Below are 13,247 nucleotides of genomic sequence, written 5' to 3'. Positions count from 1 at the left end.
AGATTCGGGTCAAGCGTGACGACCTGCATTTCGGTCTTGTTCGGGAAGAGCTGCTGGGCAATCGCCCGGCCCAGCGCCACACGCACGGCGGCGGTGAGTTCGGCGGGGTCTTGCGTCCTGCCTCCGTGTTCCGCCAGCGTCTCGACGATGGTGCGGATGTCGCGGATATGCAGGCCTTCGTCCAGCAGGTTCTGCAGCACCTTCTGCACGGTCGCGACGGGCAACAGCTTCGGTACAACGTCTTCGACCAGCTTCGGTGCTTCCTTGCCCAAATGATCGAGCAACTGCTGCACTTCCAAACGGCCGAGAAGCTCGGTGCTATGGGTGTAAATCAACTGATTGACGTGGGTGGCGATGACCGTGCTGCAATCGACCACGGTGTAGCCCTCGGCCTGCGCACGATCGCGCACATCGGCGTTGATCCACATGGCCGGCAGGCCGAACGTCGGGTCCACGGTGGGCGTGCCGGGCAGTTGCGTGCCCAGGCGACCACCCATGCCGCCATGACCGCCCAGGCCGTCCTGGCCACCCGGATTGATGGCGAGGAACTTGCCCTGCTGCACTTCGCCGTGGCCGATTTCCACACCCTTGAGCGTGATGCGGTACGACGACGGGCCCAGCTCCAGGTTGTCGCGGATATGCACCACCGGCGCCAGGAAGCCCATGTCCTGCGTGAATTTCTTGCGGATGCCCTTGATCCGGCGCAGCAGCTCGCCGTCCTGGCTCTTGTCGACCAGCGGGATCAGGCGGTAGCCGATTTCCAGGCCCAGCACGTCGACCCACGACACGTCGTCCCAGCTCGCCTCGGGCGTATCCACCGGGGCAATCGCCTGCAGCACGGGCTCGACCTCGGGCACTTCGCGCTTCTTCTTGAGGTACCAGCCCAGATAGCCCAGACCGCCGCCAAACAGCACGAACGGGATGTGCGGCATGCCCGGCACCAGGCCCAGCAGGCCCAGCACGCCGGCGGTCGTCATCAGCACCATCGGCATGGCAAACAGCTCGCTCGACAGTTGCTGGCCGACGTCCTTGTCGGTGGAGACGCGGCTGACCATGATGCCCGCCGCGGTGGAGATCACCAGCGCGGGAATCTGTGCGACCAGGCCGTCGCCGATGGTCAGCAGCGTGTAGTTGGTGGCGGCGTGGCCCACGTCCATGCCGTGCTGGAGCACGCCCACGGCCAGGCCGCCGACGATGTTGATCAGCAGGATGGCGATACCGGCCACCGAATCGCCGCGCACAAATTTGCTCGCACCGTCCATGGAGCCGAAGAATTCAGCTTCCTGCGCGATGGCCGTGCGGCGCTTGCGGGCTTCGTCCTCACGGATGAGGCCGGCGTTCAGGTCGGCGTCGATCGCCATCTGCTTGCCGGGCATCGCATCGAGCGTGAAGCGCGCGCTGACCTCGGCGATGCGGCCCGCGCCCTTGCTGATCACCATGAAGTTGATGATGACTAGGATGACGAACAGCACGATGCCGACGGTGTAGTTGCCGCCCACCAGGAAGTGGCCGAAGGCCTCGATCACCTTGCCGGCGGCGTCGGGGCCGGTGTGGCCTTCCATCAGCACCACGCGCGTGGACGCCACGTTGAGCGACAGCCGCATCAGCGTGGTGATCAGCAGGATGCTCGGGAACGACGAGAAATCCAGCGGCTTGAGCGTGTGCATGCTGATCAGCAGCACGATGATCGACAGCGCGATGTTGAAGGTGAACAGTAGATCGAGGATGAACGGCGGCAATGGCAGCACCATCATCGCCAGGATCAGGATGATGAGCACCGGGCCCGCGGCGGAGCGGTAGTCGCCCTTGCGCAGGATGTCGGTGACTCGGAGCAGTGCGGCGTTCATTGGCGGGTCGTGCAGCGGGGGCTTTTCGATGGGTGCCATCTTGCCGTGGGGGCTGCCAAATCGAAGACGTGAGAAAGCCGCCCAAAAGGCGGCTTTTCTCTGAAATACCCTCCCACCGGGGGGCGGAAGCGGCCATTGGCGCCGTCTGCCTGGTCAAGTTGCGCGCCAAGTCAGGCGCGCCCGAACCTCAAACGCCCGTCCGCCGCGCAAAAAGTGCCGAGCACGAGGCTTTTGCTCGGCGGTCCAAGCTCGGAGCTCGACGCGTGGAGCTTTTTGCTCGGCGATCCGAGCTCTGAGCTCGACGCGTGAGGCTTTTTGCTCGGCAATCCGAGCTCGGAGCTCGACGCGCGGAGCATTTTGCTCGGCGATCCGAGCTCGGAGCTCGACGCGTGGAGCTTTTGCTCGGCAATCCGAGCTCAGAGCTCGGCGCGTGAGGCTTTTTGCTCGGCGATCCGAGCTCTGAGCTCGACGCGTGAGGCTTTTTACTCGGCAAGCGACGGTTTAGGCGTCTTCGGGCTCGTCGTCCGGCCCGGGCTGCGGCCCCGGGTCCATATCGGCGGGCACCGGCAGGTCGGTCGGGCGCACCGGCACACGGCCGCCCACCTGATGCAGGCGGCGCAGCTGGTAGACATAGGCAAGCACCTCGGCCACGGCGGCGTACAGCGCTTCGGGAATCTGGTGGCCGATCTCGGTATGGCGGTACAGCGCGCGGGCCAGCGGGGGCGCTTCCAGAATGGGAATCTTGTGCTCCGTCCCCAGCTCGCGGATCTTGGCGGCCACCATGTCGGCGCCCTTGGCCAGCACGCGCGGCGCGCCGCCTTCCTTCTCGGAATAGCGCAGCGCGACGGCGTAGTGCGTCGGGTTGGTGACAATCACATCGGCCTTGGGCACGTCGGCCATCATGCGGCGCTGGGCGGCCTGGCGCTGCAGGTTGCGGATGCGGCCCTTGACGTGCGGATCGCCTTCGGACTCGCGGTGCTCCTTGCGCACTTCTTCCTTCGTCATGCGGTGCTTGCGCGCGTATTGCCACAACGACAGCGGCACATCCACGGCCGCCACCAGCATCATCACCGCCGCCATGCAGAGGAAGGCCACGCCGGCCACGTGCAGGGTGTCGCGCATGGCCACGCCCAGGTCCTGCTGCGGCAGTTCGATCAGGTCACCCCGGTAATACCGGACCAGCAGCCAGCCCACGCCGGCAATCAGGAACAGCTTGATCAGCAGGCGGGGCAGCTCCATCAGCCCCTCCAGCGAAAACATGCGCGTCAGCCCCTGCAGCTTGAACAGGCGCGAAATATCGGGGGCCAGCGGTTTGAACGAGATGGCCCCGCGCGTGAGCGCCAGCGGCGACAGCGCGGCAATCACCAGGATCAGCATCAACCCGCCCAGCGCCATGGCCAGCGGCATGAACTGGCCCGTCACGTAGTTCCACTGGTCCTGCCCGCTGGCGTAGTTGTAGCGGTGGAACTCCAGGCAGCGCGCCAGAAACGACGACGCAGCCCGCACGATCGAGTCGCCCATCACCCACAAACCGCCCGCGGACACCGCCGTGAGGGCGAACGAAGCCAGTTCCCGTGATCTGGGAACGTCGCCTTCCTCGCGCGCCTGCTCGAGGCGCCTCGGAGAGGCTGGTTCGGTTTTTTCGAGATCGCTTTCTTCGGACATGCCGGGCGTGCGAGGGTGGATGGAACAGGCCGGCAGGTTGGCCGACCGTCGCATTATCCGAGGCACCCTCGCCCATTGAAGCGCCGAAAAGCGGCCTCTGGGGCGGCTTATCGACAGAAAGCCTCGGGAACCACGCCAACATGGGGCCGTCCGGTGCAATCAAGCCTGCTCGGCCCACCAGCCTGCGTGCGCTAGGTGTGCTGACCGGCCGGATGGGGCTGCGTGGGCTCCAACGCCCGCAGGCGTTCTGCGGTAATGCCGGCGGAACCCATGACCGATCCGCCATGGCGCGCAATGAAAGCGCGCGCATCGGTGTGATTCTGGAAGGCCGGCAGATTGCCCTGCGCATCGGCCCAGGCACATCGGAGCCCCATACGTAGACGGCCTGCAGCGCGGCGATCCAGCGCCGTCGCCCACCGCGCGCACATAGGCCGCGGCAATGTCGGTGGCCTGCCGGCCGGCGGCGTAGCGCGGCAGGTTGCGCAAGTAGATGAACAGGCTCAAGGGCGAGTCGAAGAAGTACGCATCGCCATCGGCAAAGATCACCTGGGCTGCCCAGTCCGGCACGCGCGACGGAAATGCGCCGCAGACCGGGCAACGTGCGTGGGGCGGGATGGCGCGCGGCGCATCGGGCGCGACGCCGGAGCGCGGGTCATAGGGCGTGGGCGCTGCGACAAAGCAGATCTCGGTGGGGATCTCGGGCTCGACGCGGCGGCTCGCATGCACGCCATACCACCAGAGCGAGGCCGCCAGCAGAACCATTGCCGTCAAGCCTGATCGACGCAGCCGCATGGCTACATGCGCCCGTCGTGCAGCGCGCCGCCGCTGAGGTCGACCATGTCGGGCGTCACTTCGGCGTAGCGCAGCAGCTTGCCGCCATCGCGGGCCATGAACGCGCGGGCATCGGCTTCCAGCCGGAAGCTGGCGACCGTCGGCCCCATCGAGCCGCGGCGCCGGCTGCCGAACACGTAATAGCCGGTCCTGGCATCAAACCAGTGGCCGCGAGGATGCTCCCAGTCGGCCTGGCCCATGTCCTGCACAAGCGCCGCCCGGATCGGCCGCGCCTGCTCCGGCTTGAGCAGCGTGTTGAACATTTCCACGGTATCGCAGCACCAGTGCGGCGTTGCGTCGCCCTGGTAATAGAGCTGCGCCTTGGGCCCGGGATACTCCGCCACCAGCATGCCGTCCAGGTCGCAGGTGGTGGCCGCGTCGGCTTCAGCGGGGACAAGGGTGGCTTCGGCCTGCCGGCCACAGGCAGCCAGGCCGACGAGGGTGGCCGATCCGGCCAGGGCAGCCGCCAGCAGGCGGCGACGATCCGGGTTCATGTGCGGAATCTCCAGGCGGCCAGCGCCAGCGGCGCGGCAATCCACGCCAGCATCGCCCCGCCCATCGCCCACGGGTTGCCCAGGGCAGGCGGCACGATGCTGACGAGGCCATGCAGGCCGCGCAGCTGGTCCAGCGAAAACACGTTGAGGATGCGGAAAATGTCGGTGGGGTTAAGCAACAGCAGATACGCCAGCGCCTGGCCGCCAAAGCTGCCGCCGGTGGCCACCAACAGGCCGAGCAGCAACAGGTCGAACACCAGCACGAAGCCAAACCACAGCGCGATGGCGGCGCCAGCCCGCGTGCGTTCACGGCTGACGACGGAAACGCACAGCGCCAGGCTCAGAAAGACAAGCCCAAGCAGCACTGAACTCAGCACGAAGCCGGCCGCCTGATACAGCCCCGCCCCGCCGAACTGGTGCCATAGGAGCACCGCCATCAGCGCGAACCCGCCCAGCGTGGACAGCGTGAGCGCCGCGGCGAGCCCGAGGTACTTGCCCAGCAGCAGTTCCACGCGTGTGAGCGGCAGTGCCAGCAGCAGATCGAGCGAGCCGCGCTCGCGCTCGCCGACAACCGCGTCGAACCCGAGCAACAGGGCAATCAGCGGGATCAGGTAGATCACGAGGCTGACCAGGCTGGTGATGACGAACTCGATGGAGCGCGGGCCGAGCGTGCCCTGCTCGGCGCCGCCAAAGTAGCTGATCACGAGCGAGAACACCGCAAACACGACGGCCACCGCAAGCACCCACCGGTTGCGCAGACGATCGCGCAGTTCCTTGGCGGCGACGGCGGCCACCTGCCGATATTCGATGCCGGTCATGCGGCCTCCGTTGCCTGAGGCCGAAGAACACGTCTTCGAGCGACGGTTCGTGGATCTGCAGATCGAGCAGGCGCCCGCCCAGCGGCTGCAGTGCCTGAAGGGCGTCCATCTTGAGCGAGCGGCTGCAGCGCAGCAGCATCTCGTGCTCGGCCTGCCCGTCGACGATCTCTGCGCCGTGTGCGCACAAGGGCGCGAGTTGCGCCCACAGTGCGCTGCGCGCGCCGGCCTCGACCCGCACGGCCAGCGTCAGGGGCAGATCGGCGCGTGCGCGCAGTGCAGCGACACTGCCAAGTGCAAGAACGCGGCCGTCGGCCAGAATGGCAAGGCGGTCGATGCGCTGCTGCAGCTCGGCCAGGATGTGCGACGTGATCAGGATCGTGACGCCCTGCTCGCGCAATCCTTGCAGCGTGGCGTAAAAGTCGTGAATGGCCGCCGGGTCCAGACCATTCGTCGGCTCATCGAGGAAAAGAACGCGTGGCGTACCCAACAGCGCCTGCGCAAACCCGAGGCGCTGCCGCATCCCCTTGGAGTAGGCACGCACCGGTTTGTCGGCCGCACCCGCAAGCCCCACGCGGGCAAGCAGCGGCGCGCAATCGGCCGCCGGTACGCCCTTGAGCCGGGCGAAAAACCGCAAGGTCTCCAGCCCGCTCAGGTTGTCGTACAGGACGAGGTTCTCGGGCAGGTAACCGATCTGCCGCCGGGCCGCCCGGAACGCGGCGCCGCGCACCGATGCACCGGCCACGCGGATGCTGCCGGTGGTTGCGGGAATCAGCCCCAGCATCATCTTGAAGAGCGTGCTCTTGCCGGCACCGTTGTGCCCGATCAGGCCGAACAGCTCGCCGTAGCCGACGTCCAGGTCAACGCCGTCGACGGCGCGCACGGCGCCATAGTGTTTGCTGACGCCGCGCAGTGAAATGGCGGCAGTCTCGTCAACGTGAAAGGGATCTGTCACGCCAGGTGCTCCAATGGGGGTTCGCGGGTTGCATGCGCGGATAGGCGTCGACCACGCTCGGCACACGCAGGATCGGAAACTGCCGGCTGACGAACCTGAGTGCCTGCACCGCCGGGCTCGCCAGCAGCAGTTGCACGCCGGGGTGGCGCCAGATCAGCCGGTCTACGACGTCGTTGGCCTCGTAAGGCAAATCGCCAATGCCATCGCCGTCGCGGTCCCAGCCGAGGTAGTCGCTCCAGAAGTTGCCCTGCCTGCGCTCGGCCGCCGTACGGGCACCCCATGCCTCGTCCCGCGCGCCAACGTAGCGGACTTGCTCGCGGTTGCCGATGAAGTCGTTGCCTTGGACCACGTTGCGTGTGGAACCCGCCGACAGGTGCACGCCCACCTGGTTGCCGACGATGAGGTTGCCGCGCAGTTGCGTGTATTCAACGTCGTAGATGAAGAAGCCGCGATCGTTGTCGGCCACCACGTTGTTCTCCACCACCGAATCCTGCAGCGTGCGCAGCATGATCCCGTGGTCCGCATTGCCCCAGGTGCGGTTGTTGCGCACGATCTGGTCGCGCACTTCCATCAAGGCGAGGCCGCCCCGGTTGGCATAGCTGTCGTTGTCCTCCCACAGGTTGTAGTAGGAGTTCATGTAGTGCGTGCCATAGCGGCTGTGGTGAAGCCGGTTGCCTTTGAACACGGCGTGATGCGATACGTCCACGTAAAGCGCATCGCGCACGAAGCTGATGTTGTTGCCGATGATGCGTGCGCCTTGCGTGTTGTAAAGCTCCACGCCGTTGCCGCGCTGCGCCGAGTTGTAGTCGCGCTTGCCGGTGATGGTGTTGGCCTCGATGCGCACGTCGTTGGCTTTCTCGATCCACAAGCCAAACAGGTTGTAGGTCAGCTCACACTGGCGCACCACGGCCCGATGCGCGCCGGGTAGGATGTTGATGCCTGCGTTCTGGTCTTTCAGGCTGTCGCCCGAATCACGGACGATCAGGCCCTCGATGACGACGTCCGGTGCGCTGATGCGGATCGTGTCGCCGCGCTGGCCGCCACTGAGCGTCGGGCGATCGAGGCCACGCAGCGTCAGAGGCTTGTTGATGACGAGGTTGCCGGTGTACATGCCGCGCTCGATCTCGAGCACGTCGCGCGGATGTGCAGCGTCAATGGCCGCCTGCAGCGATTGCCCTGCCGCCACGCGCACCGTAGCCCCCGCGAATGCCTTGGCGCACCGAGCGCCCTGGGCAACCGCAAGCCAGCCGCAGACGACGAGCAACACCGGCAGCCATCTCATACCTGCAGCCACCCCAGCGCCTTCAGGGCCAGGAACAACGCGGCGCCGATCAGCAGGTTCTTGAAGCCGACGTAGCTCAGCATGTCCATGACGGTTGCACGCCGATAGTTGGCTTGCCACCACGGGCCGTCCTTGACGTAGCGTCGACCTGCCAGGCGGATCAGCACCTCATACACGCTCCAGCCGAACCACCATGCGATGACGGCGCCCGACGACAGCTGGCCCATCGCGGCCAGGACCCACGCCACGCTTGCCGCCAGCGCAAGCGAAGCGCCCGCGATCTGCAGGCCGCGCGCAGACGCCCAGCCCTTGCTGCTCCACGGCCACAGGTGATCGCGCACTTCCAGCATCAGCCAACGCAGGCCACGCGCGCCTTCGCGTCCGGGCGGCACCATGCGATCGGTCGGCATGCGCGGGTCGGGGCCTTGCGCCACGCGCGGGCTCATCGGTACCGGCTGGATGGGAATGAAGTAGCCGTCCTTGCCGATGGGGTGATCTCCAGCCCGTCGCGCTCGCGGCGCTTGCGCTCCTTGGCCAGCGGCGGGCATCCTTGACGTCGGTGTACAGCACCATGCAGTCGAGGCAGTGCAGGCATTCGCGGTGGTCGATGCGGCCATCCGCGTCGATCGCCAATGAGCCGCAACCCACGGCGCACGCCTTGCAACTGTTGCAGTCCTGCTTGCGGCGCAGGCCAAACCAGCGGAAGGTGCTCGGCATGGCAAGCGCAGCGCCCAGCGGGCAGATGTACTTGCAGTACGGGCGCTCCACAAACAACGAGATCCCGAGCAGCGTGCAGACAAACAGGCCGTAGGGCCACGCGCGATGGCTGATGCCGACAAGGAATGTCGTCTTGAACGGTTCCACCTCGGCAAGCTTCTCTGCCAGCCCCATCGAGAACACCGACACCGTCAGCAGGCCGAAGAAGATGGCGTACTTGAGCCACTTCAGCTTGTCGTGCCAGGCACGCGGCAGATGACGCTGCCAGCGCTTGAGGCCGAGCCTTCCGCCGATCTTGTACAGCGCTTCCGACAGCGAGCCGAACGGGCACAGCCATCCGCAGAACAGCCCCCGCCCAAACAGGAACACCGTCAGGATGATGAAGATCCAGAAGCAGAAGATGAATGGATCGGTCAGGAACAGCGACCACGTCCACTGGAACAGCAGCGAGTGGAACCAGGTCAGCACTTGCGTGATCGACGGCTGCGCCATCGCACCGAAGCCCACGAAGCCGATGCTCAGTGCCCACGCGGTGTACTTGAAGGCATTCACCGGCCATTTGTTCTTGTGCGTGGAGCGACGCGTCAGGCGCTCGCGCAGCGCGTACACCACGCCCACCGAAACGAGCAGCGCGATGAACAGCGCGATCTGCGGCGCGCGCGTACGCCAGACCCGCCGCCAGGGTGCCTCCGGCTCGTCGATATGCGGGTGGCCGCCCTGCAGCAGCGCTTCGGGCATCCAGTACGGGGCATCGAACGTGACGAAGCTGCGCGTGCCGGTGGCCCGATCGACGCGGTTGCCCAGGAAGGACAGCTTCCACGGATATGCCGCCGAGAACGCTGGCGAGCGCACCACGAAGATGGCCGACTCGGTGTAGGCCGGCGCGCCTGGGGCTGCCAGGCCATAGAGGTTCAGGTAGTCCGAATCGCGGAAGGTGAAGGACTCCGCGCCTTGCTTGATCTGGATGCGGTCATAGATGCCGCCGCGCACGAAGCCCGACCCTTTGAACGACGCGGCGCCCGCGGTGCGGATGACGAAGATTGCATGCTCGTTCGGCTTGAGCTGCGCGTGCAGATCGTTCCACGCGGACTGGCCGAGCAGGCTCGCACCCAGGTCCGGATGATTGAGATCACCAAACCACAGTTCAATGAACGGTTCCGGCGCGCGTTCCAGACCAAGCTGCTCAGGCCGGATCAGCAAGCGCTGCACGCTGCCCTGCTTGACCAGCTCCGCCCAGGTAGCGCGCTGGCCGGTCTGCGCATAGCGCGCGGGCTCGTGGCGCGTGGGCGCAAGAATGCCGACTTGCCGCGCCACCGAAGACGTGGCTGTCGCCAGCACCTGGTTCTGCGCAATCACGGTCACGGTGGCGCCCGAGATCGCATCGACGCCCAGCACACCTTCGTCAGGCCGCGACTGGCCGACTTCGATCTTGTCCTTGACCGACTTGCCGATGTACTGCTTGTTGAAGTTCAGCAGCGCAGACTCGGGAATCCCGAGCAGCAGGATCGGCTCGGAGTGTTTCAGGACCTTGATGCCGACATAGCGGCCTTGCCGGTCCATGCCGATGAGCGTCACCACGGGCTTGCCTGAATAGGCCGGAATGTCCGTGATGTCGGTGGACAGCATCACGTAGCCCAGCAGGGGCGCCTTGCCGCCTTGCGCTGCGCCGTACGCTTCTACATACGGTGGTTGCCCCATCCGTTCGGAGAAACGCACCGCGCCGGGAAACACGTCGGCGCACGGTACAAGCGAGCACAGGTCCTTGGCCTCGGCCAGGTTGGCAGGCAACTCGGCTTCATAGGCGCCGCGGCCCGCTTGCGCCGGCTGCACGCCCATGAACAGCATCAGGAGGAACGCAGCGACCCACGCCGCGAACCCTTGTTTTCGGGATGGCATCTTGGAGTTCGTGGGGCGCGCGGGCCCGCACCCGGGCACGCGCGCCTGCCCTCGGGATCAGGCCTCAACAATCATGCGGCTGCGCATTTCAAGGTGCAGTGCATGGCAGAAATGCGTGCAGTAGCACCAGAACACGCCGGGCTTATCGGCAATGAACGTGACCGATGCGGTTTCCTGCGGGTTGACGATGAAGTTGATGTTGTATTTCGGAATGGCGAAGCCGTGCGTCAAGTCCTCGACCTTGTCGAGGTTGGTGAGGATCAGCGTGACCTCGTCGCCCTTCTTCAGCTTGAACTCGCGCAGGCTGTACGCCGGTGCCTGCGACGTCAGGCGCACCGTCACCTTCTTGCCATTGCGCACCACGCCGGATTGCTTCGGATCCTTGGTGGCGAGCGGGAAGTCGTCCAGCGAGTAGACCTGCTTCGGGTGCAGCAGCTCGCGCTTGAAGATGATGAAGTCGTGCGGTTCGCTGCGGATCGGGTGGTCCTGCAGCAGCACCATCTTCTCGCCCGAGATGTCGATGAACTGTTCGTTTTCCGGGTGCAGTGGGCCAACGGGCAGGAAGCGGTCCTTGGAGAACTTGCAGCCCACGGCAAGGAATTTGCCATCGGCGGCCACCGTTTCGGATTGCGATGCGTTCAGGTGGCCCGGCTGGTAGTGCACGTCGAGGCGGTCGACCACGTACTTCGCGTTCTTGTCACCGTTGTGGAACTTGATCGCGGCATCGATGTTCCACTTCACGATCTGGCTGTCGAGGAACAGCGTTGTGTATGCGTTGCCGCGCCCGTCGAACGCCGTATGCAACGGCCCGAGCCCAAGTTCCACCTCCGCCACGATGGCGTCGTCGATCTTGGCGAGCTTGCCGTCGAACCAGTCGAGCACGCGGGACAGCTCGATCACGGTACCGGTGGGCGAGAGCTTGCCGGCACAGATGAAGTACTTCTGGTCTGGGCTGGCATTGACGCCGTGCGGATTCTTCGGCACCGACACATAGGCGGTCAGCGCCGTCTTCGGATCCTGGTTGGCCGCGTGCGTGCCGTCCACCACCGGCACCTTGGAGTCGCCGATGGTCTTGAACTTGCCGGCCTTGACCGCCGCTTCAATGCGCGCAATGTTGAAGAACAGGCAGGCGTCGCGCTCGGCAGACATCATGTCTTCGTAGTGCACGCCCATCTCGGTGTTGTACTGGTTGGTTGCGGCCAGCTTGCCGTCGTACGACGTTGCGACGAGATCGCAATTGCCGTCGATCAGCACCTGCCAGCGCACCTCCATGCTTTCGGCGTCCACGCAGGTGAACAGCGAGCGGTACTTGGACGGGTCGTCGATGCCTGCGGTGTTCGGTAGCGGGATCGCAAACTCGCCGCCGCAGAACACGCGCGTCGTGTAGTTGATCTTCGGGTCGAGCGGGTCGCGCTTGTCCGGGAAGATGCCGTGGAAGCCCTGCACGTTGGGCAGTTCGGTGATCTTGTCGCAGATGAAATAGTCGAGCCGCACACGCCCCAGGCGCGAGTTGATCTTGTCGTTGATCCACGCATAGCGGCCGTCGTAATTGCCATCCTTGTACGAGGCATGCACGTGGTGGGTATCGCCCACCGTGTACTTCAGACTGCCGTCGGGCTTGGTGCCCATCACCTTCTTCGATTCGTTCGTGATGCCCCAGCCGACCAGCGCATCCGGCACGAACATCGGAATGCGGTGGATCTCGCGGCCCGAGGGCATGCCCATGACGCGCATGTCCCCGGTATGTCCGCCGCTCCACAGGCCGTAATAGGTGTCGAGTTCACCCGGCTTCGGATGCAAGCCCGCAATGACGTGTTCCCCGGCGGCCGCGGCTGCGGGCGCACTGGCAGATGCGGCGGGTGCTGCTGCGGGCGTGCCCTTGTCTGTGCATGCCACCACCGTTGCCAACCCGGCGAGCGCTGCGCTGTTCATGAAGCGACGCCGCCCCGGTACGCTCAGCGCTTCTTCCTGCTGTGTGGATGGCGATTGTTGGTGCTTGGTCATCATCGATCCCTGTATCGATTCCTCTATCGGTTTTCACAAAGCCGGGCGGAAAGATGCCGGCTCACATCTGCGCTCTGACCTTCTCGGCAAGTGGCATCTTCAGGGTGCAGGCAGCCGAAGCAATTGACTTTCGTCACAGATTCTTGAAAAACGCATTTTTTATACATCTTTATGGGAAGGGAGCGTACAGAATGCGATTCGTGTTCATTTCGGAACCCGCGCCGACTCAAGGAGATTTCCATGCGCACGAAAACCACCCTAGGCCTGATGCTGATTTGCGCTGCCGTTCTTGCAGCGTGCGGTCAGAAGGAACCCGCCGCGCCGTCGGCTTCCGCCGCTACGGCAGCCGCACCGGCGCAAACCAGTGCACCCTGCTGCAGCGACGGTTGCCGCAGCGGCGGAGCCCGAGAATGTGCTGGGCAAGCGCACGTTCGGCAACGTCTGCTCGATGTGCCACGCCGCAGGGGTGGCCGGCGCGCCAAAGCCCGGTGACAAGGCCGACTGGGGCCCGCGCATCGCACAAGGCAAGGACACCCTTTACAAGCACGCGCTGGAGGGGTTCAACGGCAGCAAGGGATCCATGCCCGCCCGTGGCGGATCGACCTTGCCCGACGATGCCATCAAGGCTGCGGTTGACTACATGGTGGCGAAGTCGCAGTAATGCCATGCATCCCCTGCCTCCTTCAACCTAGCCCGGCGGCGCTGCCTGGCCGGGGTGCCGCTGCTGGCAGTCGGCATGTT

Annotated in this window: 7 protein-coding genes and 3 pseudogenes; 1 reads left to right on the top strand and 9 read right to left on the bottom strand. The window is 65.4% G+C overall.

Annotated features, from left to right (window positions below; translation table 11 throughout):
* From flhA to nosZ, 9 genes and pseudogenes are all read right to left on the bottom strand, one after another.
* Positions 1-1,847: flagellar biosynthesis protein FlhA (gene flhA / locus OWR21_RS10130; RefSeq protein WP_332395139.1), on the bottom strand; the 1,847-nt coding region annotated here is incomplete at its 3' end.
* 501 nt (positions 1,848-2,348) lie between these two features.
* Complete coding sequence (flhB, locus tag OWR21_RS10125; RefSeq protein ID WP_332395135.1) at positions 2,349-3,512, bottom strand: flagellar biosynthesis protein FlhB; 1,164 nt, start codon at positions 3,510-3,512, stop codon at positions 2,349-2,351.
* A gap of 159 nt (positions 3,513-3,671) precedes the next feature.
* Entirely contained in the window at positions 3,672-4,274 is a 603-nt protein-coding gene (locus OWR21_RS10120; RefSeq protein WP_332395134.1) for a hypothetical protein, read from the bottom strand.
* A gap of 32 nt (positions 4,275-4,306) precedes the next feature.
* The gene (locus OWR21_RS10115) at positions 4,307-4,837 is read right to left on the bottom strand and encodes a nitrous oxide reductase accessory protein NosL (protein ID WP_316876656.1); all 531 of its coding nucleotides are present in this window, start codon (positions 4,835-4,837) and stop codon (positions 4,307-4,309) included.
* Entirely contained in the window at positions 4,834-5,655 is an 822-nt protein-coding gene (locus OWR21_RS10110; protein ID WP_332395133.1) for an ABC transporter permease, read from the bottom strand. The genes OWR21_RS10115 and OWR21_RS10110 overlap by 4 nt, the downstream gene beginning before the upstream one ends.
* A gap of 10 nt (positions 5,656-5,665) precedes the next feature.
* Positions 5,666-6,607 (bottom strand): annotated as a pseudogene (locus OWR21_RS10105) (ABC transporter ATP-binding protein); the annotation flags it as partial.
* Positions 6,585-7,889: a nitrous oxide reductase family maturation protein NosD gene (locus OWR21_RS10100; protein WP_332395132.1), complete on the bottom strand. Its 1,305-nt coding sequence runs from the start codon at positions 7,887-7,889 to the stop codon at positions 6,585-6,587. The pseudogene OWR21_RS10105 and the gene OWR21_RS10100, both read right to left, overlap by 23 nt.
* Positions 7,886-10,502 (bottom strand): annotated as a pseudogene (locus OWR21_RS10095) (4Fe-4S binding protein). The gene OWR21_RS10100 and the pseudogene OWR21_RS10095 overlap by 4 nt, the downstream one beginning before the upstream one ends.
* A 57-nt stretch (positions 10,503-10,559) precedes the next feature.
* Entirely contained in the window at positions 10,560-12,509 is a 1,950-nt protein-coding gene (gene nosZ, locus OWR21_RS10090) for a TAT-dependent nitrous-oxide reductase (RefSeq protein ID WP_316877098.1), read from the bottom strand.
* Between the two features lie 237 nt (positions 12,510-12,746).
* Here nosZ and OWR21_RS10085 point away from each other — a divergent pair.
* Positions 12,747-13,167: pseudogene (locus tag OWR21_RS10085) on the top strand (c-type cytochrome).
* Positions 13,168-13,247: the final 80 nt, after the last annotated feature.

The organism is Ralstonia sp. 1B3 (assembly GCF_036631435.1).
The sequence above is the reverse complement of the archived record's forward strand: the minus strand, read 5'-3'. Positions and strand labels throughout refer to the sequence as shown.